Below are 24,010 nucleotides of genomic sequence, written 5' to 3'. Positions count from 1 at the left end.
TGCCCTCGGGCGCGACGACCACTTCCGCAAATCTGTAAGGAGAAACTGAAACCATGTCGGTTTCCGTAACCCTTCCGGCGCTCGGCGAGAGCGTCACCGAGGGCACCGTCACCCGCTGGCTGAAGGCCGAGGGCGAGCGCGTCGAGGCCGACGAGCCGTTGCTCGAGGTCTCGACCGACAAGGTCGACACCGAGATCCCGGCCCCCGCCTCCGGCATCCTGGCCTCCATCAAGGTGGCCGAGGACGAGACCGTCGAGGTGGGCGCCGAGCTGGCGATCATCGACGACGGCACGGGCGCGCCCGCCGCTGCCCCGGCTCCGGCCGCCGAGCCGGTCGCGGCCCCCGCCCCGGCCGCTCCGGCCGCCGAGGCCCCCGCCGCCCCGGCGCCCGCCGCCGAGGCTCCGGCTCCGGCCGCCGCCCCGGCCGGTTCCGCCGCCGGCACCGACGTGACGCTGCCCGCCCTGGGCGAGTCCGTCACCGAGGGCACCGTCACCCGCTGGCTGAAGCAGGTCGGCGAGGAGGTGGCCGAGGACGAGCCGCTTCTTGAGGTCTCCACCGACAAGGTCGACACCGAGATCCCGGCCCCGGTCGCCGGTGTGCTCCTGGAGATCGTGGTCGGCGAGGACGAGACCGCCGAGGTCGGCGCCAAGCTGGCCGTCATCGGTGCCGCCGGTGCCGCGCCCGCCGCCGCTCCGGCTCCGGCCGCTCCGGCCCCGGCCGCTGCTCCGGCGCCCGCCCCGGTTGCCGCCCCGGCTCCGGCTCCGGCCCCCGTGGCCGCTCCGGCCGCCCCGGCCGCGCCCGCCCCGGCTCCGGCTGCCCCGGCCCCCGCGCCGGTGGCCGCTCCGGCTCCGGTGACCCCGGCTCCGGCTCCGGTCGCCACCTCCGGTGACGACGGCGCGTACGTCACGCCGCTGGTCCGCAAGCTCGCCTCCGAGTCCGGTGTGGACCTGGGCGCGGTCAAGGGCACCGGCGTCGGTGGCCGTATCCGCAAGCAGGACGTCATCGCCGCGGCCGAGGCCGCCAAGGCCGCCGCCCCGGCGCCGGTCGCCGCCGCCGCTCCCGCCGCGAAGGCCGCCCCCTCCCTGGAGGCGTCCCCGCTGCGCGGCCAGACGGTCAAGATGACCCGCATGCGCAAGGTCATCGGCGACAACATGATGAAGGCGCTGCACTCGCAGGCCCAGCTGACCTCGGTCGTCGAGGTCGACATCACCAAGCTGATGAAGCTGCGCGCGGCCGCGAAGGACTCCTTCGCCGCGCGTGAGGGCGTCAAGCTCTCGCCGATGCCGTTCTTCGTGAAGGCCGCGGCCCAGGCGCTGAAGGCCCACCCGGTCGTCAACGCCCGGATCAACGAGGACGAGGGCACCATCACGTACTTCGACTCGGAGAACATCGGCATCGCCGTCGACTCCGAGAAGGGTCTGATGACGCCGGTCATCAAGGGTGCGGGCGACCTCAACCTCGCCGGTATCTCGAAGGCGACCGCCGAGCTGGCCGGCAAGGTCCGCGCCAACAAGATCACCCCGGACGAGCTGTCCGGTGCGACCTTCACGATCAGCAACACCGGCTCGCGCGGTGCGCTGTTCGACACGGTCATCGTGCCGCCGAACCAGGTCGCGATCCTGGGCATCGGCGCCACGGTCAAGCGCCCGGCGGTCATCGAGACCGCCGAGGGCACGGTCATCGGCGTCCGCGACATGACCTACCTGTCGCTCTCCTACGACCACCGCCTGGTCGACGGCGCCGACGCGGCCCGTTACCTGACGGCCGTCAAGGCGATCCTTGAGGCCGGCGAGTTCGAGGTCGAGCTCGGCCTGTAAGGCGCGCGGCCGTACGGTCTGTGACGAAGGCGCCCCCGCCCGGAGTGATTCCTGGTGGGGGCGCCGCCGTATTGTCTAGAGGTCACCGCTCGCGTGAAGGAGCCCGTCATGACCCCGCCCGTCGTCCACTCGCTGCGCGAGCAGATCCGCGAGCACATCGTGGAGGGGATCGTCAGTGGCCGCTGGAAGCCGGGTGAGCGGATCGTGGAGCGCCGGATCGCGGTGGAGCTCCAGGTGAGCCAGACGCCCGTGCGGGAGGCGCTGCGGGAGCTGGAGTCCCTGCGGCTGATCGAGTCGGCCCCCAACAAGGGTGTACGCGTACGGAACTTGACGGCGGCGGACCTGGAGGAGAGCTACCCCGTACGGGCCGGTCTTGAGCAGATCGCCGCCGAGCTGGCGGCGGACCGGCTGGCCGCGGACTGCTCGGCGCTTGAGCCGCATGTGGCGGCGCTGTACGAGGCGGATGCCGCGGCGGACGGTACGGCGCAGGTGCGGCACACGGTCGGGTTCCATCGGGAGCTGGTGCGGGCGGCGGGGAACAGTGTGCTGCTCCACACGTGGGAGGGCCTGGGCATCGAGGTCTTCACAGCCCTGTCCATCCGCTGGCTGGGGACGGTACAGAAGTCCTACGCGGAGGAGCACCAGGAGCTGGTGGAAGCGTTCCGCCGCCACGACCCGCGCATCGGCACCCTGGTCAAGTCCCACGTCCTGGGCTGCGCACCTCGGGCATAGCCCGGCTTCGTCCCCCACCCCACCCCTTCCCTGAACCCTCCGGGGGTGGGTGGGGGTGAAGGCGCTTTCCCGGGGGCTACGCCCCCGGCCCCCGAGCGGGGCTGCGCCCCTGCACCCCGCTACGGGGCTCCGCCCCGGACCCTGAACAGGGCTGCGCCCCTGCGGCCCCGGCGCACCCGCTTCGCGTTCACCTGCGGGCCGGTGGGGGCTGGTCGCGCAGTTCCCCGCGCCCCTTAATGGGCCCTTCGGGCCCTCCTGGAAGGCGCGGGTAACCCACACGAGCAACCCATATGGGCCCGGAGGGCCCTCCTAGGGGCGCGGGACTGTGACATTTGCGGCTCCGCCGCGCGGGCGCGAGCAACCGACGACGGCCCGCAGACGAAACCGAACCCGCACCGCCCACCCCCTAGGGGCGTGGGGAACTGCGCGACCAGCCCCCACCGGGCCGCGGACGAACCGAGGGGGCCCGGGGCGAAGCCCCGGTTCGGTGCAGGGAGAGGGGGGATGCGCCCCGCTCATAGTCCGGCATCCCCGCTCATCCGTACCCCACCCCACCTGCGAAAACAAGGCACCCCGTGCCGACTTCCACGGCACCCTGTGCCGACTTTCTCCATATCGAGAAGTTTTTCGCTCAACGCTTTGATCGATCATCGATCGTCGGCTTACAGTCAACGGCGGACTTACCCGGTCCACCGCCCTGTCCTGCCAGACAAGGCCCCTTTTTCTCCACCCCCCTCCAGTCCGGAAGGCGGCGATCATGACCGACCCCGTAGCCAAGTTTCCGAGCGAGCTCGACCAGCTCCCGGACCGTGACACCGAGGAGACCGCCGAGTGGGCGGCCTCCCTCGATGCCGTCGCCAAGGCCGCCGGCCCGCACCGGGCCGCGTATCTGATGCGCCGCACGCTCCAGCACGCCGAGGGTGCGGGCCTGGCCCTGCCGAAGCTGCTGGAGACGGACTACGTCAACACCATCCCCAGCTCCGCCGAGCCCGTCATCGACGGCGACGAGGAGATGGAGCGCCGGATCACGGCGTGGAACCGGTGGAACGCCGCCGCCATGGTCACCCGCGGCGCCAAGCACGGCGTCGGCGGTCACATAGCCACCTTCGCCTCGGCCGCCTGGCTGTACGAGACCGGCTTCAACCACTTCTTCAAGGGCAAGGAGGGGGACGGCTCCGGCGACCAGCTGTACATCCAGGGCCACGCCTCCCCCGGCATCTACGCCCGCGCCTTCCTCGACGGGCGGCTCGACGAGAGCCACCTCGACAACTTCCGCCAGGAAGCCGGCGGCAACGGCCTGCCCTCCTACCCGCACCCCCGCCGCCTCCCCTGGCTGTGGGAGTTCCCGACCGTCTCGATGGGTCTCGGGCCGCTCTCCGCCATTTACCAGGCTCGCTTCAACCGCTACCTCACCAACCGGAAGATCAAGGACGTCTCGGCGTCCCACGTCTGGGCCTTCCTCGGTGACGGCGAGATGGACGAGCCCGAGTCGACCGCCGCACTCGCGCTCGCCGCGCGTGAGGGCCTCGACAACCTCACCTTCGTCATCAACTGCAACCTGCAGCGCCTCGACGGCCCGGTCCGCGCGAACTTCAAGATCGTGCAGGAGCTGGAGGCCCAGTTCCGCGGCGCCGGCTGGAACGTCGTGAAGTCGCTGTGGGGCGGCGCCTGGGACGAGCTGTTCGCGCTCGACACCACCGGGGCCCTCGTCCGCCGCCTGCGCGAGGTCCCGGACGCGCAGGTCCAGACGTACCAGACCCGCGACGCGGCCTACATCCGCGAGGACTTCTTCGGCAAGGACGCCGCGCTCGTCGAGATGGCGAAGCTGCTCTCCGACGACAAGATCCTTGAGTGCTTCCACCTCTCCCGCGGTGGTCACGAGCCCCGCAAGGTGTACGCCGCCTACAAGGCCGCCCTCGAATTCAAGGGCGCGCCCACCGTCATCCTGGCGCAGACCGTCAAGGGCTTCACCCTCGGTGAGGGCTTCGCGTCCAAGAACGCGAACCACCAGATGAAGAAGCTCTCGAACGACGAGTTCAAGAACATGCGGGATCTGCTCGACCTGCCCATCTCCGACGCCCAGTTCGTTGACGGCGTCGTTCCTTACGGCCACCCCGGCGCCGACTCTCCCGAGGTCCGCTACCTCCAGGAGCGGCGCGCCGCCCTCGGCGGCCCGGCCCCGGCCCGCCGCACCCACGCGCTCGCCCCGCTGCCCGCCCCGGCCGACAAGGCGTTCGCCGCCTTCGACAAGGGGTCCGGCAGCCAGTCCATGGCCACCACCATGGCCTTCGTGCGGCTCGTCAAGGACCTCATCCGCGACAAGGAGACCGGCAAGCGCTGGGTCCCGATCGTCCCGGACGAGGCCCGTACGTTCGGTATGGAGTCGCTGTTCCCGTCGCTCGGCATCTACTCGCCGAAGGGCCAGACGTACGAGCCGGTCGACCGCGACCAGCTGATGTACTACCGCGAGGCCAAGGACGGGCAGATCCTCAACGAGGGGATCACCGAGGCCGGTTCGATGGCGGACTTCATCGCCGCCTCCAGCGCGTACGCCACGCACGGCGAGGCGATGATCCCGTTCTACATCTTCTACTCGATGTTCGGCTGGCAGCGCACCGCCGACCAGATGTGGCAGCTCGGCGACCAGCTGGGCCGCGGCTTCCTGGTGGGCGCCACCGCCGGTCGTACGACCCTGACCGGTGAGGGCCTCCAGCACGCCGACGGTCACTCCCCCGTCATCGCCGCGACCAACCCGGCGGCGCTGACGTACGACCCGGCCTTCGCGTACGAGATCGGCACCATCGTCAAGGACGGTCTGCGCCGGATGTACGGCGAGGCGGCCCCGGGCGAGGACCAGAACGTCTTCTACTACCTCACCGTCTACAACGAGCCCATGCCGCAGCCCGCCAAGCCGGCCGGGATCGACGAGGGCATCGTCAAGGGCCTCTACCGCTTCAACACGGCCGAGTCGGCCGGGCTGAACGTGGCCGCCGCCAACCCCCCGCGCATCCAGCTGCTCGGCTCCGGCACCGCGATCCACTGGACCCTTGAGGCCCAGAAGCTGCTCGCCGAGGAGTGGGGCGTGGCCGCCGACGTGTGGTCCGCCACCTCCTGGACCGAGCTGCGCCGCGACGCCCTGGAGGCGGACGCCGCCCTCCTGCGCGGCGAGGAGCGCGTGCCGTACGTACGCCAGGCGCTGGCCGGTGCCGAGGGCCCGGTCCTCGCGGTCAGCGACTACATGCGCCAGGTCCCGGACCAGATCGCGCAGTGGGTCGAGCAGGACTACTCCTCGCTCGGCGCCGACGGGTTCGGCCTCTCCGACACCCGTGACGCCGCCCGCCGCCACTTCGGCGTCGACGCCCAGTCGATCGTCGTCGCGGCCCTGGCCCAGCTGGCCCGGCGCGGCGAGGTCAAGGCCTCGGCCGTGAAGGAAGCCCGCGAGCGCTACGGGCTGTAAGCCCGACGCCCGAGTGCCCTCCCCCTTCCGTACGGAATTCCGTCGGAAGGGGGAGGGCACTCGTGTGTCCGCCCGCTGTCCTGTGAACCGCCCTGCCCGGTACGTCCAATGGCAGGCTTCGGCAGACAACTCTCCTTCATTGGCAGGCCGTTGTAGAGTGGAGGCGTGCCTGGAGACAGCGCTTCACCCGGCGGACAGCGGCGTCCGCGGGACGTGGTCGCGGACGGCCTGCGCGAGCACATCCTGGGCGGCGGCCTGCGCGTCGGCGCCCGGATCCCCACTCAGGCCGAGCTCTGCGAGCGGTACGAGGTCTCGCGCGGCGCGGTGCGCGGCGCCCTCGTCCTCCTGGAGCAGGAGGGCCTGATCAAGCGGGCCCAGCAGGGCACTCCCCCGACGGTCTCGCGGCCCCCGGCCGCCGGGCCCACCGTGCCCGAGGCGCGCCGCCATTCGCCCCGCCCGGCCGGCGTCTTCCTCGGCGAGCGCGTCGCGCAGTGCTTCCGGCGGGACGAGGTCACCATCGACGCGTACTGCCTGAACGGCGAGACGCTGGCATCCGCCCTGGCCGGGCCGCTGGTCGCGGTCGGCGCCGGGGGGCCGCGGCCGGGCCGGGTGGCGGTGCGGGTGCTGCTGCCCGACGCGGAGGCGCCGCTCGCGCTCCCGGCGGTCGTCGGCGACCCGGACAACAGCCGCCCGCGCGAGCGGCTGCGCGAGGCGACCGGGCACATCTACGGCTCGCTGCGGCACTCGCTGCGGATGCTCAAGGTGCGCGGCCTGATCCCGGATGTGTCGGTCGAGGCGCGGAAGGTCTCCATCACCCCGACCCAGAAGGTGTACATCCTCAACGGCGAGGAGGTGCTGGCCGGTCACTACCAGGTGCAGTCGCGCACGGTCGACCTCGACCGGGACCCGATCGAGATCTACGACATGCTCGGCGTGGAGGGCATGCTCTTCCGGCACACGGCGGTCGACGGCGACCATGTGACCGGCGCGTACGTCCAGCAGACCCAGCTCTGGTTCGACTCGCTGTGGGACACCATCGCGCGGCCGCTGGACGGAAGGTGAGCCGCACAGCGGCTCAGCGTGTTGCCGTCAGCAGTACTACCACCACTACCGCCGCCACACACAGCAGCGTCCCCGACGAGCGCGGCGCCTTCGGCTTCTCCGGTGCGCCCGATTCCCTCACCAGCAGCACCCCCAGCACCAGTCCGACCAGCCCCGTCGGGCCGAGTGCCGACGTCAACAGCCCGGCGTGCGACAGCAGTTCGTAAAAGATCTCCATTCGGGTCTGCGCCCCCATGGCACCTCCTCCGGTCGTGGCCCGGACCGGCCGCAATCCATGCGATTGGCGGCCCATTGGCCAAGAGAATCTGTTCCCTTCTCCTACCCGGAGCCATTGGCGGCCATCGGCGTCCGGGTGGCTGCACATCGGTCAACCTGGGCCGGTCGCCCGGGCACCGCCCGCCATCGACCGATCAACCATCCGGTCAAGTACGGCAGTTGACCGGTGGACGCAGGTCTCTGTCCCCGGCCGACCGGGAGTTGTAGCCTCGCGGGGTGGAGATCCCCGAGCACCCCCGCTACCGCTCGGTCGCCGACGATCTGCGCCGCCAAATCCGCGACGGCCGGCTGACCCCGGGCGACCTGCTGCCCAAACAGCAGCAGTTGCAGCGGCGGTACGGGGTGGGGCGGGGCACCGTCCAGAGCGCGCTTCAGGTGCTGCGCGACGAGGGGCTGATCGAGGAGGGCGTGCCGGGGCGGGCCGCCCGGGTCGCCAATCAGATGGCCAACCTCCAGCCATTGGCGTACTACATCGAACGGGCCTTCTCCGCCCGCCGGGTCTCGCTCGACGTCTGGTCGCTCGACACCGAGCAGCTGTCGCGGGCCGTGCAGAACGAGGCCGAGGCGATCCGGCAGGGGCGCCGGCCCAGCCCCGACTCGATCCGGGTGCGGGTGCTGCTGCCCGATCTGACCACCCGGCACCCGTTTCCGCGCGCGGTCGGCGACCCGGACGACATCCGGCCGCTGCTGCGGCTGCGCCATGTGATCCGTACGTACGCGGGAGCGCTTGAGCACTCGCTCACCCTGCTGGCCGAGGAGCGGCTGGTGGAGCGGGTGTCGGTGGAGATCCGGGGGCTGCCGACGATTCCCGGCGAGAAGCGGTACCTCATCAACGACGCCGAGATGATCACCGGCTACTACCGGCTGCGCGAGAGCCGGATGCACAACAACCCGGACGGCGCCGCCATCGACGTACTGGAGCTGCACAGCGACGCGCTCTTCCCCTCGCCGCTGGACGCCAACGGGTCGAGCGCGCTGGAGCGGGCCCGCTTCGAGCAGATAAAGGTGTGGTTCGAGTCCCGCTGGGAGAACATCGCCGAGCCCCTGCCGCTGGGCGACTGACGGGTGATCGGCGGGCCGGCCGGGACGGCTGGGGCGAGTGATCCGAATTCAGCCGCCCGAAGGGCTGATTTGTACGGCTCCGCGTGCGCGGGCCCGCACGAGCCACGATGCTGGATCCCGTGATGGACGAGACGGAATTCTGGGAGCTGATCGACAGCACCCGCGAGGACGCCGAGGGCGACCCCGAGGACCATGCCGAGCTGCTGGTGGAGCGGCTGGTGCAGCTCGACCCGGATTCCGTCCTCGACTTCGCGCGGCACTTCGAGGCCCGCTACAACCGCGCCTACGCCTGGGATCTGTGGGGCGCGGCCGCCGTGCTGCTCGGCGGGGCCAGCGACGACGCGTTCGACTACTTCCGCTGCTGGCTGATCGGCCAGGGCCGGGAGGTCTTCGAGGGCGCGCTGCACGACCCGGACGCGCTGTCCTCCCTGCTCGACGAATTCGACGAGGAGATCGACGGCGACGGCGAGGACCTGGGGTACGCGGCGGACGAGGCGTACGAGCAGCTGACCGGGGTGGTCGCGCCGGACCTCGGTCTGCCGCCGCAGCCCACCGAGCCGCTGGGCACCCCGATCGACTTCGAGGACGACAGCGCGCTGGCGGAACGGTTCCCCGGCCTGTGGGAACGTTTCGGCACGCCGTAGCCGCCGGTGTCGGCGCGGGGCCGGTGTCGGCGCGGGGCCGGTGTCAGCGCGGGGCGAGGGCCAGCAGGGCCACATCGTCCTTGGCGCGCCCGGCGTACCGCGCGAGGTCGTCGCGTACCGCCTCGGTGAGCGCCACGAGCCCGTCGCGCGGGGCCAGCGCGGTCAGCCGGTCGGCGAGCGGATAGAAGACCCCGGCCCCGTCACGGGCCTCGGTCACCCCGTCGGTGTACGCGAGGATCCGGTCGCCCGGCGCGAGGTCCACGCTCGTCTCCCCGGGGGGTTCCAGGTCCGCCAGGCCCAGGCCGAGCGGTGGCGCGGGCTCGGCGGCCAGCTCGTCGGCCGTGGCGCCGCGCAGCAGCAGCGCCGGCGGATGGCCGCAGCTCACCAGGCGGACGACACCGCCGTGCGGCGGGAACTCCAGGAGCAGCGCGGTGGCGAACAGCTCGCCGCTCCCCTCGGACCCGGCGTCCACGACCAGGCGGCGGTCGAGCCGGGCCGCGACGGCCCGCAGCGTGGGCTCGTCGAGCACGGCCTCACGGAAGGCGCCGAGCAGCGCGGCCACCGTGCCGACCGCCGCGAGCCCGTGCCCCTGGACGTCGGCGACCACCGCCCGTACGCCGTACGGCCCCTCGCGCACGTCGTAGAAGTCGCCGCCCACCAGGGTGCCGCCCTGGGCGGGCTGGTAGAGGCCGGCGCAGCGCACCGGGCCGACGGCGTCCGGCAGCGGCGGGAGCACCGCGAGCTGGGCTGCCTCGGCGACCGTGCGGACCGTCACCAGCTGGTGCTCGCGGCGCTGGCGCACCCACGCCACGACGATGCTGAAGACCACGACGACCGCGAGGGTGAGGATGTCGCCGCCGTGCGGATACCAGTCGCGGGTGTGCGGCAGCAGGACACCGGCGAAGGTGATGGCGGCCAGCACGACGGTGCCGACGGGGCCGTAGGCGAAGGCGGCGAGCGGGGGCACGGCCGCGAGGAAGTAGCCGAGCTCCACCCCGTTGGGGGTGCCGAGCTGGGCGGCCGTGATCCCGGCGAGGACCACCACCGGGACCGCCCGCTGCCACAGGGGCCGGGCCGCGACCGGCAGCAGTCCGGACGCGCCCTCGTCCGCCATGGCGAAGCTCCTCAGACGCCCGATCTATGCCGTTACCTCCCTTTCTACGTCACCTTCTACGTCACCGCGCGAGCGAGCGCCCCATCAGCACGTCGTCGACGTACTCGCCGTCCAGGAAGAACTCGCCGGGCAGCACTCCCTCGACCACGAAGCCCTCCGACTCGTAGAGCTCGCGGGCCGGGCGGTTGTGGCCCAGGACCCGCAGGGTGAGCCGGTGCGCGCCCTGGCGGCGGGACTCGGCGCCGGCGGCGCGCAGCAGCGCCCGGGCGACCCCGCGCCCGCGCGCCCGGTCCGCGACGGCGAGACCCTGGATCTGGCGGACATGGCTGTTGCAGACGAGCGGGGTGGGTCGCCCCAGGCGCAGATATCCGGCCACGCGCCCGTCGAGCTCGGCCACCAGGTAGTCCTCGGGCGGATGCCGGGCGTCGAAGAACGGCTCGTACGGCGGCTCGGGCCGGGGCCGCACGGCGTGCAGCGGTGACCACGCGGCCCGGTCGAGCTCGGCGAGAGCGGTTTCGTCGGCGGGGCGCGCGACACGTATGAAGGGCTCGGCCATGGGGCCACTGTGCCAGGAGCGACGGACGAGGAGAGAATGCGGCATGCGGATCGCGATCACCGGCTCGACCGGGCTCATCGGAACGGCGCTGGCACGCTCACTGGAGGCGGACGGCCACGAGGTGGTGCGCCTGGTGCGCCGCCGGGCGCAGCGGCCCGACGAGGTCGAGTGGGACCCGAAGCGGCGGTACGTCGACACGGCCGCGGGCGCGCTCGCCGGGTGCGAGGCGGTGGTCCACCTGGCCGGTGCCGGGGTCGGTGACCGGCGCTGGACGGCCGCGTACAAGAAGGAGATCCGCGACAGCCGGGTGCTCGGCACGGCCGCCCTCGCCGAGGCGCTGGCCTCGCTGGACGTGCCGCCGAAGGTGCTGGTGTGCGGCACGGCGGTCGGCTACTACGGCGATACGGGCACGCGTGCGGTGGACGAGTCGGCGCCGCCCGGCGAGGGCTTCCTCGCGGGTGTCTGCGTGGACTGGGAGGAGGCGGCGGCCCCGGCCCAGGAGGCGGGCATCCGGACGGTGTTCGCGCGGACGGGCCTGGTGGTGGCCCGTGAGGGCGGCGCCTGGGGCAAGCTGTTCCCGATCTTCCGCGCGGGGCTCGGCGGTCGGATGGGCGACGGCCGCCAGTACTGGTCGTTCATCGCGCTGCACGACCACATCGCGGCGCTGCGGCATCTGATCGACACCCCTCAGCTGTCCGGCCCGGTCAATCTGACGGCCCCGGATCCGGTCACCAACCGGGAGGCGACGGCCGCGATGTCCCGCGTCCTGCACCGCCCGGCCCTCTTCCCGGTCCCGGCCGTGGCCCTGCGCCTGGTCCTGGGCGACTTCGCCGAGGACGTCCTGGGCAGCCAACGTGTGCTCCCCCGCCGTCTGTTGGACTCCGGCTTCCGCTTCGCGTTCCCGACGGTGGACGAGGCGATCGGGGCGGCGCTGCGCAAGTAGCGGCGGCGCACTCCCGGACCCGGCGCCGTCGCCGCGAACGGACGGTGTGCGCCCATGTGCTCCGGTGCGATGCCCCGTGCGCGACGCGCCAATTCGACCGCGCTTTCTACTCTCTCCCCGAACTCCTGCATTTCGTTGGCCCGTTGGGGGCATGAGGCCTCCACCTAGCCGCGCCGACCTCTGGGAGGGGCACGTGCTCAGCACCGCGCACCATGCGGACGTCGTCATCGTCGGAGCCGGCCTCGCGGGCCTGTCAGCCGCCCATCAGCTGACCGGCGCGGGAGTGACGGTCATGGTTCTGGAGGCCGCCGGGGAGGTGGGCGGGCGGATGTCCACGGAGCACCTGGACGGCTTCCGCCTCGACCGGATCGGCCAGCTGCTCTCCACCTCGTATCCGGAGCTGGCCCGCTCGCCCGGCCTGGAGGGCCTGGGCCTGAGCGCGTTCTCGCCCGGAGTGCTCGTCCACAGCGCCGGGCGGCACTACCGGGCCGGCGTGCCCCGGAGCGCGCGGGGCGCACTGGCTGCGGCGCGCGCCCTCGCGAGCGCCCCCCGGGGTACGGCCCGGGGAGCCGCGCGAGGAGCCGCCCGGGGGGTGCCCAGAAGCGCCGTGCGGGGCGCCCCGACCCCGCTGGGCGGGGCGCTCGACCAGGCCCGCCTCGGCGCCGCGCTGGCCCGGCTCGCCACGACCCCGGTCGAGCGGCTGCTGACCCGGCCCGAACTGCCCATCGGGGCCGCCCTGAAGACCCGCGGCCTGCCCACCCGCACCCTGGACGGCTTCGTGCGGCCGCTGCTTTCCGCGCTGCTCTGCGACCCGGACCTCACCACGTCGAGCCGGTGCGCCGACCTCGCGCTGCGCGGCTTCGCGCGCGGGCGGCTGTGCGTGCCGTCGGGGGGCGCGTCCGTGCTGCCCGAGCTCCTCGCGGCGGCGCTGCCGCCGGGCACGGTCCGTACGAACGTGAAGGTCACCTCGGTCGCCACGACCTCCGTGAGCACCGCCGACCACGGCGTCATCGGCTGCCGTTCGCTGCTGCTCGCCACCGACGCGCGCGCCGCCGCCGAGCTGCTGCCCGGGCTGCGCGTGCCCGCGTTCCACCCGATCACCGTGCTGCACCACACGGCTCCCGAGCCGCCGCTGACGGACCCGGCGCTGCTGCTCGACGCGGACCGGGCCGGGCCGGTGGCGTACACGGCGGTGATGAGCGAGGTCGACCCGGCGCGCGCGCCGCGCGGCCGCGCCCTGGTCAGCTCCACGGTCCTGGGCACCCCGCCGCCGGACCTGGAGGCGGCGGTCCTGCGCCATCTGGCCCAGCTCTACGGGACGTCGACGGACGGCTGGGAGCTGCTGGCCGTCCGCCACACCCCGGAGGCGGTCCCGGCGATGCCCGCGCCCCACGACGTACGCCGTCCGGTCCGGGTGCTGGCCGGTCTGTACGTCTGCGGCGACCACCGCGACACCAGTACGGTCCAGGGCGCCCTGTACTCGGGCCGCCGCGCCGCCCACGCGATCCTCTCCGACCTGGGCCGCGCTGCGGAACCAGAGGTTCCGGCGATGGGGGCGGCGGCGTAGCGCTGCGCTGGCCGGGCCAGGTATCCGGCTGCGGACCGTGCTGGGTTGCGCGCGCAGTTCCCACCGGCCCGCAGCCAAGCGACAACGCACCCCACCCCGTGGGCGCCCCGCACTACCCGAGCGCCGCGACCCGGTCGCGATACGTTCGGACGGCCGCCGCGTCGCGGTACGGCTCAAGCCGGCGCTCGAAGTCGCGTACATACTCCGTCGCCCGAACCGACCGCATCTCACTCGCCTGCTGCGCAGCCTCCGCGGCAAGCGCGCAGGCCTGGTCGAGTTCGCCAAGCCCGAGCCGGGCAGAGGCGAGTACCACCCGGCAGAACAACCGCGAGCGGGCGTACGCGGGCGCGCGCAGCTGCAATGAGCGCTCCGCGTGCTGCGCGGCCGCCCGGTACTGCTGAAGATCCCGGTGGCAGTGCCCGAACTCGTCGGCCAGCTGCGCCTCGTCGAAGAACCGCGCCCAGTGCGGCACATCGTCGCCCGGCCGGGCCGTCTCCATCGCCCGTTCCGCCCGCACCAGCGAGGCCGTGCAGGCCCGGATCTCGCCGAGCACCCCGTGCCCGCGCGCCTCCACGGAGTTGAGCATCGCCTGCACCACCGGCGGCGCCGACGAGCCGACGCCCTGCTGGGCGACCCGCGCCAGCTGGACCGCCTCCCGGCCGTGGCCCAGGTAGACGGCCTGTCGGCTCATCGTGACCAGCACGTACGACCCGTACGCCCGGTCCCCCGCCGCCTGCGCCAGGCGCAGCGCCTGCACGAAGTAGCGCTGGGCCAGACCGTGCGCCGCGATGTCGTACGAGGTCCAGCCCGCGAGCCGGGTCAGGTCGGCGGCCGCCGCGAAGAGCCTGCGGCCGGTGGTCTCCCCGTACGAGCCGCGCAGCATCGGCTCGGCCTCGTGCTCCAGGTAGCGCACCAGCGCCTGGCGCGCGTGGCCGCCGCCGTAGGCGTGGTCCAGGGTGCGGAAGAGCTCGCCGACGGATCGCAGGGCCGCGATGTCGCCGCTGGTCACGCGCTGTCCGGGGCCCCGGTCGGAGCTCCGCTGGCGCGGCACGCCGGGCCGCCCCTGGCTGGGGATGCGGGGGCCCGGGGCGGCCGCCTCGCCCCCCGCGAAGCGCGGGGACGGGTCGCCGTGGCCGACCCGCTCGTCGGCCCGCCCGATCAGCCAGTCCCGGCTCGGGACGACCAGACCGGCCGGGGTGAACGCGATCTTGCGCAGCTCGATATGGCTGCCGGAGTCCTTGCGCCACAGACCGCTGACGATGTCGACGGCCTCCTCCGGTGTCGCGGCGAACTCCAGGCCCGCGTAGACCGGGGCGCAGGCGTCGAGCCCCAGGTCCTGGGCCGATAGTCGGCGCCCGAGGCGCCGGGTGAACACCTCGGCGATCAGCGCCGGCGTGGTGCCGCGTGGCTGCTGCCCGCGCAGCCACCTCGTCACCGACGTCTTGTCGTACCGCAGATCCAGGCCGTGCTCAAGGCCGAGCTGGTCCACACGGCGGGCCAGGCCCGCGTTCGAGAACCCGGCCTCCGCGATGAGCGCGGCGAGCTGGCGGTTGGGGGTGCGCTGCGCGGGTCGTTCCGTCATCAGCTGTGCGTTCTCCTGCCTTCCGGGCCAAGCGGGCAGCCCTCATGGAACGGGGGGAATTTAGCGGCCGATACCGCCCTGACCACCACCTACGCCCCGCATTCATCCGATCGTGTGAGGAGGTGCCGTTTCTGCCCGGCTCCCGGTGCCATCGAACGCGGTCGTACAGTGGCTGGGGCGCATGTAGTGCACTGGGTGAGGAGCCGGACGTGAACGAGCTGCGATTTGTCCGACTGGGTTTCGGCGACGAGGCGGTCGAATACCAGGAGGCGTGGGACGAGCAGCGGCGGGTGCACGCGGCCCGGTTCGCGGACGAGCTCCCGGACACCTGTCTGCTCGTTGAGCACCCGCCGGTGTACACGGCGGGCCGGCGCACGGACCCCAGCGAGCGCCCCCTGGACGGCACCCCGGTCGTCGACGTCGACCGCGGCGGCAAGATCACCTGGCACGGCCCGGGCCAGCTGGTCGGCTACCCGATCCAGAAGCTCCCGCGCCCGGTGGACGTGGTCGCGCACGTGCGCCGCCTGGAGGAGGCCCTGATCCGTACGGCCGCCGAGTTCGGCCTGGAGACCACCCGGGTCGAGGGCCGCAGCGGCGTGTGGGTGCTCGGCGACCCGGTCGAGCAGCGCCCCAAGCTCGGCGGTCTCGCCCTCGACTTCGACCCCCGGCTCACCGACGAGGAGTTCGACCCGCGGCTGAACGGCCCGGAGTACGCGCCCTCCAACGCGGGCCAGCGCCGCGAGGACCGCAAGCTCGCGGCGATCGGCATCCGCGTCGCCAAGGGCGTGACGATGCACGGCTTCGCGCTGAACGTGAACCCGGACAACACCTGGTTCGACAAGATCGTGCCGTGCGGCATCCGCGACGCGGGCGTGACATCGCTCTCGTACGAACTGGGCCGCGAGATCACGATCCCCGAGGTCCTGCCGGTGATCGAGAAGCACCTCAAGGACATCCTGGAGAACGCGGAACTGGCGCCCAGGGAGATCGAGCCCGCCACCGCCTAGTACGCCCCGGGCGCACCGGGAACGGGAATGCGCCCCGCTGGCCACGGGTTGGCCAGACGTAATGCCACGCAAATAACGGGCGTACCCTGGTGTCCGCCGAAGAATCGAAGTCATAGGGAGCACGTCGTGTCCGCAGTCGCACCCGACGGACGCAAGATGCTGCGCCTGGAGGTCCGGAACAGCCAGACCCCCATCGAGCGCAAGCCCGAGTGGATCAAGACCCGGGCGAAGATGGGCCCCGAGTACAACAAGCTCCAGAGCCTCGTGAAGAGCGAGGGCCTGCACACGGTCTGCCAGGAGGCGGGCTGTCCCAACATCTTCGAGTGCTGGGAGGACCGCGAGGCCACGTTCCTCATCGGCGGCGACCAGTGCACGCGGCGCTGTGACTTCTGCCAGATCGACACCGGCAAGCCCGAGGCGCTGGACCGCGACGAGCCGCGCCGCGTCGGCGAGTCCGTCGTCACGATGGACCTGAACTACGCCACGATCACCGGCGTCGCCCGCGACGACCTGGCCGACGGCGGCGCCTGGCTGTACGCGGAGACCGTGCGCCAGATCCACGCGCAGACCGAGGGCCGCGCCGAGGGCCGCACCAAGGTGGAGCTCCTGGCGCCCGACTTCAACGCGGTCCCCGAGCAGCTGGCCGAGGTCTTCTCGTCCCGCCCCGAGGTCTTCGCGCACAACGTCGAGACGGTGCCGCGGATCTTCAAGCGGATCCGCCCGGGCTTCCGTTACGAGCGCTCCCTTGAGGTCATCACCAAGGCCCGCGACTACGGCCTGGTGACCAAGTCGAACCTCATCCTCGGCATGGGCGAGACCCGCGAGGAGGTCAGCGAGGCGCTGCAGCACCTGCACGACGCGGGCTGCGAGCTGATCACCATCACGCAGTACCTGCGCCCGTCGGTGCGCCACCACCCCGTGGAGCGCTGGGTCAAGCCGCAGGAGTTCGTGGAGCTCAAGGAGGAGGCCGACGAGATCGGCTTCTCCGGTGTGATGTCCGGGCCGCTGGTCCGCTCCTCGTACCGCGCCGGACGGCTGTTCCAGCAGGCGATGGAGCGGCGTGGGGAGACCGCGGCGGCACCGCTCGCGTGACAGTCCGCACCGCATAGCGGAACGCCTGGCGGCGGCAGCGTGTGAATTCGCGCACAAGCGCCTACCGGCCGGTAATGGCCGATTCGACGCGGCTCGTACATCCTTCGCAGGTAGGAGGTGTGTGCGGGCCGCGTCAGCGTTTTACCGAGGAGCGTCAAGGTTTCATAGGTGTTTGACCGCTCGGACACGCCCTGGTAACACCAATCAGTGACCCTGGCTTTACGCACCGCTCATGCTCCACCGCGCACGCCCCTCGGCGCACACCCCGATGTGCGCACGCCCCCTGTCCCTCGTACTAGGGAGGAACCGCCACCATGCAGGCCGCGACGACCGTACGCGCCACCGCGCTCCCGTCCGTGACCGACGCACTGCGGGCCATGGAGTCCTTCCTGATGGCCGCGGGCCAGCGCACCGCCCGCCGCAACGCCTGGACGGCGGTCCTTGAGGACCGACGCCGGGCCAAGGACCGCACCGAGGCCCTGCACGTACTGGAGGCCGTGGCTACCCGTCCCTCCTAGGGCACGTAAACTCGGGTTCATGGCGAGGAAGGAAAACGCAGACAACACTGCGAACCCCGGGCGACTCAAGCAGATCGCCCTGACGTACAAGATGACCCGCAAGGCTGACCCGGTGGTCGGTCTCGTCGTCGCGGCAGTGGGAATCGTCACCTTCGGTGCTTTCCTCGCGTTCGGCTTCTGGCTCGGTCACCCCATCTACCTGGGCATTCTCGGCTTCCTGCTGGCCTTCCTCGCCATGGCGATCGTCTTTGGACGCCGTGCCGAGCGCGCTGCCTTCGGGCAGATGGAAGGCCAGCCGGGGGCCGCGGCCGCGGTGCTCCAGAACATCGGCCGCGGCTGGACGACGACTCCGGCGGTGGCGATGAACCGCAGCCAGGACGTCGTGCACCGCGCGGTCGGCAAGGCCGGCATCGTGCTGGTGGCCGAGGGCAACCCGAACCGGGTGAAGTCGCTGCTGGCGGCCGAGAAGAAGAAGATGGCCCGGATCGTGGTGGACGTGCCCGTCCACGACGTCATGGTCGGCGACGGCGAGGGCCAGGTGCCGCTCAAGAAGCTCCGCACCACCCTGCTGAAGCTCCCGCGCGTCCTGCCGGGCCCGCAGGTGACGGCGGCCAACGACCGGCTGCGCGCGATGGGCGATCTGATGAGCAACATGCCGCTTCCCAAGGGGCCGATGCCCAAGGGGATGCGGATGCCGCGCGGCGGAAAGGCGCGCTAGGTTTTTTTGCCTGTACGTGTACGTACGAGAGGGGCGGTCCGGACCTGAGTGGTCGGACCGCCCCTTCTCGTACGTGCGCGTACGCCACTGACGTGCGTTGCTCCCGCGGGTGTGCATTTCGGCTGCGGGTTGCGGTGGGCGCGGGTTGCGGTGGGCTGGTCGCGCAGTTCCCCGCGCCCCTTGGAAGCGCCCCTGCGGGGCGCCCCTTGGGGAGCCGTCCCCTGGGGGTTGCTCAGATGGCGGGTCTAGATCCTGACCTGGATCGCTCTCGCCAGGCGGTCGTGGAGGCCGCGGCCGTCTCGGTCCCAGATCAGTGCGGGGAGGGCGAGGCAGAGCAGGACGCTGCGCAGGGTGGAGCGGAGGAAGCCGAGGCGGCCGCCGCCCTCGGCGATCAGGCGCAGGCCCATGATGCGCTTGCCGGGCGTGAAGCCGACCGTGCCGACGGTCAGGACGCTCAGCACCAGGAAGACGACGAGCGCCCAGTTGTTGGTGAGGTGGATGTCGCGGTGCGCGATGAGCCCGTATGCGATCAGGGCGCACAGCGTCCAGTCGATGAAGATGGCGCCGAAGCGCCGCCCCAGGGGGGCGATGGCGCCCGGCCCCTCCTCCGGCAGACCGAGCTGCTCACCCCGGTAACCGAAGTCGACGCCCATCTCCTCGGCCGCCGCCTTGGGCCCGGAGAGCCACGATCCCATTGCTTGCCTCTTGTCCACCCCTCCACGGTACCGGCCGGTGTTTCGTGGGCGGCCCCCGGGATGGGACAGTGGACCCGATTTATCCTATTTATACGGGTCTTGATGCGCCGCCTACCCCGGCCCCGGTTAACTTGGGCGAAACAAACGGGTCACGCTTGAGAAATCCCGTCTGCCTATGGTCGGGTCGAGCGTGTGCCACCGCACTGGCCGCACGACCGAGCTGCAACCCCGCCCTCCCCCGGGTGGGAGTAGGAGGAGTTGGATGTTCCAGAACGCCGACGACGCGAAGAAGTTCATCGCGGACGAGGACGTGAAGTTCGTAGACGTCCGTTTCTGCGACCTTCCGGGCGTGATGCAGCACTTCACGATCCCCGCGAAGGCGTTCGACCCGGCCGAGGAGCTGGCGTTCGACGGCTCCTCGATCCGCGGCTTCCAGGCCATCCACGAGTCCGACATGGCGCTGCGCGCGGACCTGTCGACGGCCCGTCTGGACCCCTTCCGTCGCGACAAGACGCTGAACATCAACTTCTTCATCCACGACCCGATCACGGGTGAGCAGTACAGCCGCGACCCGCGCAACATCGCCAAGAAGGCCGAGGCCTACCTCGCGTCGACCGGCATCGCGGACACCGCGTACTTCGGCCCCGAGGCGGAGTTCTACGTCTTCGACTCGGTGCGCTTCGAGACCTCCGCGAACCAGGGCTTCTACCACATCGACTCCGAGGCCGGCGCCTGGAACACCGGTGCGGAGAACGACAACCGCGGCTACAAGGTCCGCTACAAGGGCGGCTACTTCCCGGCCCCGCCGGTCGACCACTTCGCCGACCTGCGCGCCGAGATCTCCCTGGAGCTGGAGGCGTCCGGCCTCCAGGTCGAGCGCCAGCACCACGAGGTGGGCACGGCCGGCCAGGCGGAGATCAACTACAAGTTCAACACGCTGCTGGCCGCGGCCGACGACCTGATGCTCTTCAAGTACATCGTGAAGAACGTCGCCTGGCGCAACGGCAAGACCGCGACCTTCATGCCGAAGCCGATCTTCGGCGACAACGGCTCGGGCATGCACGTCCACCAGTCCCTGTGGACCGGCGGCGAGCCGCTCTTCTACGACGAGCAGGGCTACGCGGGCCTGTCGGACACCGCGCGCTACTACATCGGCGGCATCCTCAAGCACGCCCCGTCGCTGCTGGCCTTCACCAACCCGACGGTGAACTCGTACCACCGCCTGGTCCCCGGCTTCGAGGCCCCGGTCAACCTGGTCTACTCGCAGCGCAACCGCTCCGCCGCGATGCGCATCCCGATCACGGGCTCGAACCCGAAGGCCAAGCGCGTCGAGTTCCGCGCGCCCGACCCGTCCTCGAACCCGTACCTCGCCTTCTCGGCGCTGCTGCTCGCGGGCCTCGACGGCATCAAGAACAAGATCGAGCCGGCCGAGCCGATCGACAAGGACCTCTACGAGCTCGCCCCCGAGGAGCACGCGGGCGTCCCCCAGGTCCCGACCTCCCTCCCGGCGGTACTGGAGGCCCTGGAGGCCGACAACGAGTACCTCCAGGCGGGCGGCGTCTTCACGTCCGACCTGATCGAGACGTGGATCGACTACAAGCGCACGGCGGAGATCGCCCCGATCCAGCTCCGTCCGCACCCGCACGAGTTCGAGCTTTACTTCGACATTTAGTAGGACCCCAGGTCGGAGCGCCTTTGCGCTCACCTGGGCCGCTTGTGGGCCGTCGGCCGTGTCTTCCACCGTCCAGGTGGGGCACGGTCGGCGGTTTTCTTCTTTCCTGAACTGCTCCCATGCTTGCCGTGTCCCGCTAGCCTCACGCCATGACAGCCACGGGGGCGTGGGGAACGCCGATCCCACCAATGCTTAGCGAGTGCCCACACTGCGATAAGCCCGTTCTAGCTCATGTTCAGGGCACATACGTCGAGCACCCGTACCAAATCGAGGGTGGCGGCCCTGAAGTCCTCCACTCTCTCGTTAGATGTGACGACTGCGGCTCGGCCATGCTGCTCGGACAGGAGGGGACAGGAAACGGGTGGACCCCTCCCGAACGACTATGGCCGGTTGCTGGACGTCCACTCAGCTTCTTCGTCCCAGCAGAGCTCCGTAGCGAGCATGAGGAGGCACGAGCTTGCTTCAGAGCTCGTGCGTACACCGCCACAGCTGTGATGGTTCGGCGCACGCTTGAAGGCGTATGCCAGGAACAAGGCATCACGAGGAGGCAGCCACTCGCAGCGTCGCTCAAGCAGCTTCGTGACGATGGCAAGATCGAAGGGCGGCTCCTCGAGTGGGCCGAGGCGTTGCGATTCCTGGGCAACCAGGGTGCGCACTACACGGGTACGCCCGTAAGCCGCGAGGATGCGGCGGATGCACTGGCATTTCCAGAAGCGCTGTTGGACTACATGTACGTCCTAACCGCCCAGTACGAGAAGTTCCAACAGCGTCGTGCTGGGGTGACCTCCGACGCTGGAGAGCATCGGCCGTCACCGTAAGCAGTGAAATCGCCCACGGCCGCCCGCTGCCCTGGCTCCGAGCGGGTCAACGTGGAGCAGAGGCTGTCAGGCTACGACGCCCACTTCACGGCCGGGATCTGCACCTGCGCCGAACGCTGGCGGACTGTGGTCAGCAGTGATCAGCTGACGTGTCACCGACCGGGACGGCGTCCTGCTTCCGGAGGTGCTTGACCATGACCGCGTACAGCGGGGAGTCTGCGAACGGCCGTTGGTCACCGACCCTGGCGTACCCCCATGACTCGTACAGCGCTTGCACCTTGGGGTGTGTCACGTCGACCAAGAGGACGGCGAGGTCCTCCGTGCGCTCCTTCAGCAGCGCTTCGTGCAGCCGATCGGCGATGCCCTGCTTGCGCCACCGGGGGCGCACCATGACCTCGGATACCGCGTACGTGGCGGTGCGGCCGCCGTTCGGCTCGTAGTCGGTGGAACGCCACCACTCCCGGCCCGACGCGAGCGGAGCGCCGTAGGCGAAGCCGACCGGCTCGTCCGCGTCGTAGGCCACGACGCAGGAGAAGCCCTCCATCACTGTCCAGTGGTCGACGAACCATGGGAAGCGCTGATGGAACGGGTCGTCCATCTGGTCGGCGTAAGCATCGGCGTGCACGTCGATCAGCACTTGCCTGAAGCCCCCGGGAAGATTTCCGTGCTGGAAATGACGCAGGTCGATCACGCTCGGCTCCATTCGACTCGCATGCGGTCCGCCCACTCTCGTGCGTAGGCGGTGGACGGGGCCAGGACGAACAGGTCCCGGTGGAAGTCGCCGATCAAAGTCCGCATCCGGCCGGGGAGGGGAGTGCCGTCCATGATCGTGAAGACTTCGACGGCGGTGGCTGTGGCCTGTTCGGCGTCTCCCTGGTGGAGCTGCGCGAGGGCGAGTTGGGCGGTCGCCAGCGCCCTGTTGCGGCGGAAGGCGGGCGGGATCCTGGCGAGCGCGCGGTGCGCCATGGCTTCGGCGTGGGCGAAGCGTTCGGTGTTGTTGTGGACCACGGCGGCGAGGTGGTCGAGTTCGGCCCTGCCGTAGAACGCCGTCCAACGGGGGCGCTCCAGCTCCGGCGCCTTGGTGAAGGAGTCCTGGGCGGATCCAAGAGCCCGCAAGGCGCCGCGACCGTCACCGAGGGTCGCGTAGGCGAGAGCGACCCGGACCCGGCCCAGAGAGTCGAAGAACGGATCCTTGCGAGCCGCCGAGGAGGCTTGTGCGGCTTGGGCCGCCGCCAGGGCTTCGGGCCAGTTCCTGCGCTGGTAGGCCAGCATCGAGAGATTGACCCACACGCGCATTTCCGTTGGGCCGTCCTGGGAGAGACCGGCGTACGTGGTGGATTCGTTGAGGTACTGCTGCGCCTGATCGAGGTTGCGGGCATCGATGCAGGACCAGGCGGCGACGGTCGTGTACTCGGCGGCGAGGGCGTAGAGGGCTCGGCGGACGCGTTCGCCGGCGTTTCGCTGCTGCAGCTCCAGCACACTGCTGCGGCCTCTGATGGCCTCCTTCTCCAGCTTCGCGTGCCCGCCCAGGCGATCGTCGGCTGCGACAAGTGCGTTCATTCCGGCGGAGGCCCGAGCCACGTCCGACATGCCGACCGCGCGACGTTGGGCAACCAAGGGAACGGCGGCGGCTGCGGTCCCAGTGGCCGAAGTGATGAAGGTGCGACGCCGCACGGGATCCTCCTGCGGGTGTTGCGTGGGGCGTGGTGTGCTGAACCCTAGGTCCTCGACAGGGCAGCCGAACACCCGCTCCAGAGCCACGCACGTACGCCCGATGGGGCGACGGGATGTGCCGTTCAGCAGGTTGCGGATCGTGCGGGCCGAGACGTCGCCGGGCCTTCCGGTGATCTCTGCCAGCGCAGCGTTCATCCGACCAGCCAATTCGTCCTGGGTGAGCCCGAGTTCGTCCATCCGGCTCTTGAGGATGGCGTTCGCTGCCATGGCATCGACCGTAGCTCTGCGGTCACGCAGGGGGCCAGACCTCGCATCACGAGCAGGCAAAGTCTTCCGGTTCGGCGTCGCCAGTCAAGGCGGGACCTTTCCTGTCCCCCGGAGGCCACTGGTCGTTGACTCGTTGCCAGCCGTCGGAGAGGCGAAAGCTCCTGCTTCCCCGGCGCATGGAGGAGAGCCCGCCCCAGCGTCCCCCCGTCGCGGGGACGGGCGGCCTGCCACCGGAGGGATGACCCGTGACCACGACCGCCGCCAGACCTACAACTACAGGCGACCCGGGCTACAGCGAGACCATGCCGTGCGAGCCGGAATCCGCACGCCGCGCCCGCCTGCTCGTCTCTGCCGCCCTGGACGCCTGGGGAATAGGCGAGTTGGCCGATGCCGCAACACTGGTCGTCTCGGAACTGATCACCAACGCCATCAACCACACTCGGTGCCGAGTGGTCTGTGTCAGGGTCCAGCAGAAGCCGGACGGAGTGATCCGGATCGGCGTCGCCGACACAAGCCGTGACACCCCGGAAATGAATCGCTCTGGCGACGACTCCGAGGACGGCCGCGGCCTGGCCCTGGTGGCGGCCGCGAGCCAGCGCTGGGGCTACGACCTGCACCCCTGGGGCAAGCTCGTCTGGGCCGAGCTCCGGATGCCACTCACATGCTGACCCCGCATCTCACCTTACGGCTCTTGCCCCCCATAGGAGTTGATCGACGACCCGCACCCCGAATGTCGG

Annotated in this window: 22 protein-coding genes; 15 read left to right on the top strand and 7 right to left on the bottom strand. The window is 71.1% G+C overall.

Going from position 1 to position 24,010, the window contains the following annotated elements; translation table 11 throughout:
• Positions 1-53: 53 nt before the first annotated feature.
• The 4 genes from sucB to ACGFRG_RS09895 all read left to right on the top strand — a co-directional run bounded on the left by sucB (position 54) and on the right by ACGFRG_RS09895 (position 7,068).
• On the top strand, positions 54-1,817 hold the full coding sequence (gene sucB / locus ACGFRG_RS09910; RefSeq protein WP_361425021.1) for a 2-oxoglutarate dehydrogenase, E2 component, dihydrolipoamide succinyltransferase: 1,764 nt from the start codon (positions 54-56) through the stop codon (positions 1,815-1,817).
• Positions 1,818-1,925: 108 nt separating this feature from the next.
• On the top strand, positions 1,926-2,549 hold the full coding sequence (locus tag ACGFRG_RS09905; RefSeq protein WP_361425024.1) for a GntR family transcriptional regulator: 624 nt from the start codon (positions 1,926-1,928) through the stop codon (positions 2,547-2,549).
• A gap of 757 nt (positions 2,550-3,306) precedes the next feature.
• Positions 3,307-6,006: a pyruvate dehydrogenase (acetyl-transferring), homodimeric type gene (gene aceE, locus ACGFRG_RS09900; protein ID WP_393262939.1), complete on the top strand. Its 2,700-nt coding sequence runs from the start codon at positions 3,307-3,309 to the stop codon at positions 6,004-6,006.
• Positions 6,007-6,171: 165 nt separating this feature from the next.
• Complete coding sequence (locus ACGFRG_RS09895; RefSeq protein WP_361425030.1) at positions 6,172-7,068, top strand: GntR family transcriptional regulator; 897 nt, start codon at positions 6,172-6,174, stop codon at positions 7,066-7,068.
• Positions 7,069-7,081: 13 nt separating this feature from the next.
• On the opposite strand, the gene ACGFRG_RS09890 is transcribed toward ACGFRG_RS09895, so the two are convergent.
• Positions 7,082-7,303 carry a hypothetical protein gene (locus ACGFRG_RS09890; protein ID WP_393262936.1) on the bottom strand — a complete coding sequence of 74 codons (222 nt, stop codon included), beginning with the start codon at positions 7,301-7,303 and terminating at the stop codon, positions 7,082-7,084.
• 257 nt (positions 7,304-7,560) lie between these two features.
• Between ACGFRG_RS09890 and ACGFRG_RS09885 the strand changes: the two genes are divergently transcribed.
• Together ACGFRG_RS09885 and ACGFRG_RS09880 are read left to right on the top strand one after the other, a co-directional pair.
• Positions 7,561-8,406, top strand: a complete 846-nt coding sequence (locus tag ACGFRG_RS09885; RefSeq protein ID WP_361425036.1) for a winged helix-turn-helix domain-containing protein — start codon at positions 7,561-7,563, stop codon at positions 8,404-8,406.
• 122 nt (positions 8,407-8,528) lie between these two features.
• A complete protein-coding gene (locus tag ACGFRG_RS09880) occupies positions 8,529-9,050 on the top strand; it encodes a DUF4240 domain-containing protein (RefSeq protein WP_361425039.1) in 522 nt (173 codons plus the stop codon).
• Between the two features lie 43 nt (positions 9,051-9,093).
• Here ACGFRG_RS09880 and ACGFRG_RS09875 read toward each other — a convergent pair whose 3' ends face one another.
• Together ACGFRG_RS09875 and ACGFRG_RS09870 are read right to left on the bottom strand one after the other, a co-directional pair.
• Positions 9,094-10,164: a PP2C family protein-serine/threonine phosphatase gene (locus ACGFRG_RS09875; RefSeq protein ID WP_361425042.1), complete on the bottom strand. Its 1,071-nt coding sequence runs from the start codon at positions 10,162-10,164 to the stop codon at positions 9,094-9,096.
• A 61-nt stretch (positions 10,165-10,225) separates the two neighbouring features.
• A complete protein-coding gene (locus ACGFRG_RS09870) occupies positions 10,226-10,720 on the bottom strand; it encodes a GNAT family N-acetyltransferase (RefSeq protein ID WP_361425045.1) in 495 nt (164 codons plus the stop codon).
• A 43-nt stretch (positions 10,721-10,763) separates the two neighbouring features.
• Here ACGFRG_RS09870 and ACGFRG_RS09865 point away from each other — a divergent pair, with 43 nt between their 5' ends.
• Together ACGFRG_RS09865 and ACGFRG_RS09860 are read left to right on the top strand one after the other, a co-directional pair.
• Positions 10,764-11,663, top strand: a complete 900-nt coding sequence (locus ACGFRG_RS09865; protein WP_361425048.1) for a TIGR01777 family oxidoreductase — start codon at positions 10,764-10,766, stop codon at positions 11,661-11,663.
• Positions 11,664-11,856: 193 nt separating this feature from the next.
• On the top strand, positions 11,857-13,230 hold the full coding sequence (locus ACGFRG_RS09860) for an NAD(P)/FAD-dependent oxidoreductase (RefSeq protein ID WP_393262932.1): 1,374 nt from the start codon (positions 11,857-11,859) through the stop codon (positions 13,228-13,230).
• Between the two features lie 112 nt (positions 13,231-13,342).
• On the opposite strand, the gene ACGFRG_RS09855 is transcribed toward ACGFRG_RS09860, so the two are convergent.
• Complete coding sequence (locus ACGFRG_RS09855; RefSeq protein ID WP_361425054.1) at positions 13,343-14,812, bottom strand: regulator; 1,470 nt, start codon at positions 14,810-14,812, stop codon at positions 13,343-13,345.
• Positions 14,813-15,021: 209 nt separating this feature from the next.
• On the opposite strand from ACGFRG_RS09855, the gene lipB reads away from it, so the two are divergent.
• The 4 genes from lipB (at position 15,022) to ACGFRG_RS09835 (ending at position 18,147) form a co-directional block, all read left to right on the top strand.
• Positions 15,022-15,819, top strand: a complete 798-nt coding sequence (gene lipB, locus ACGFRG_RS09850) for a lipoyl(octanoyl) transferase LipB (RefSeq protein WP_361425057.1) — start codon at positions 15,022-15,024, stop codon at positions 15,817-15,819.
• A gap of 126 nt (positions 15,820-15,945) precedes the next feature.
• The gene (gene lipA, locus ACGFRG_RS09845) at positions 15,946-16,911 is read left to right on the top strand and encodes a lipoyl synthase (protein ID WP_361425060.1); all 966 of its coding nucleotides are present in this window, start codon (positions 15,946-15,948) and stop codon (positions 16,909-16,911) included.
• Between the two features lie 314 nt (positions 16,912-17,225).
• The gene (locus tag ACGFRG_RS09840; protein WP_188277794.1) at positions 17,226-17,429 is read left to right on the top strand and encodes a hypothetical protein; all 204 of its coding nucleotides are present in this window, start codon (positions 17,226-17,228) and stop codon (positions 17,427-17,429) included.
• Positions 17,430-17,448: 19 nt separating this feature from the next.
• Entirely contained in the window at positions 17,449-18,147 is a 699-nt protein-coding gene (locus tag ACGFRG_RS09835) for a DUF4191 domain-containing protein (protein WP_361425064.1), read from the top strand.
• 245 nt (positions 18,148-18,392) lie between these two features.
• On the opposite strand, the gene ACGFRG_RS09830 is transcribed toward ACGFRG_RS09835, so the two are convergent.
• Positions 18,393-18,860 carry an RDD family protein gene (locus ACGFRG_RS09830; RefSeq protein ID WP_361425067.1) on the bottom strand — a complete coding sequence of 156 codons (468 nt, stop codon included), beginning with the start codon at positions 18,858-18,860 and terminating at the stop codon, positions 18,393-18,395.
• Positions 18,861-19,104: 244 nt separating this feature from the next.
• Between ACGFRG_RS09830 and glnA the strand changes: the two genes are divergently transcribed.
• Together glnA and ACGFRG_RS09820 are read left to right on the top strand one after the other, a co-directional pair.
• Positions 19,105-20,514 carry a type I glutamate--ammonia ligase gene (glnA, locus tag ACGFRG_RS09825; protein WP_361425070.1) on the top strand — a complete coding sequence of 470 codons (1,410 nt, stop codon included), beginning with the start codon at positions 19,105-19,107 and terminating at the stop codon, positions 20,512-20,514.
• A gap of 149 nt (positions 20,515-20,663) precedes the next feature.
• Entirely contained in the window at positions 20,664-21,332 is a 669-nt protein-coding gene (locus tag ACGFRG_RS09820) for a DUF4145 domain-containing protein (RefSeq protein WP_393262926.1), read from the top strand.
• A 130-nt stretch (positions 21,333-21,462) separates the two neighbouring features.
• On the opposite strand, the gene ACGFRG_RS09815 is transcribed toward ACGFRG_RS09820, so the two are convergent.
• Together ACGFRG_RS09815 and ACGFRG_RS09810 are read right to left on the bottom strand one after the other, a co-directional pair.
• Complete coding sequence (locus tag ACGFRG_RS09815; protein WP_393262924.1) at positions 21,463-22,035, bottom strand: GNAT family N-acetyltransferase; 573 nt, start codon at positions 22,033-22,035, stop codon at positions 21,463-21,465.
• The gene (locus tag ACGFRG_RS09810; RefSeq protein ID WP_361425076.1) at positions 22,020-23,273 is read right to left on the bottom strand and encodes a helix-turn-helix transcriptional regulator; all 1,254 of its coding nucleotides are present in this window, start codon (positions 23,271-23,273) and stop codon (positions 22,020-22,022) included. The genes ACGFRG_RS09815 and ACGFRG_RS09810 overlap by 16 nt, the downstream gene beginning before the upstream one ends.
• A gap of 245 nt (positions 23,274-23,518) precedes the next feature.
• Here ACGFRG_RS09810 and ACGFRG_RS09805 point away from each other — a divergent pair, with 245 nt between their 5' ends.
• Complete coding sequence (locus ACGFRG_RS09805) at positions 23,519-23,941, top strand: ATP-binding protein (protein ID WP_361425079.1); 423 nt, start codon at positions 23,519-23,521, stop codon at positions 23,939-23,941.
• Positions 23,942-24,010: the final 69 nt, after the last annotated feature.

Origin of the sequence: Streptomyces sp. NPDC048696 (assembly GCF_043198895.1) — a bacterium.
Lineage (GTDB): Bacteria > Actinomycetota > Actinomycetes > Streptomycetales > Streptomycetaceae > Streptomyces.
This window is presented reverse-complemented; position numbering and strand designations above follow the sequence as displayed.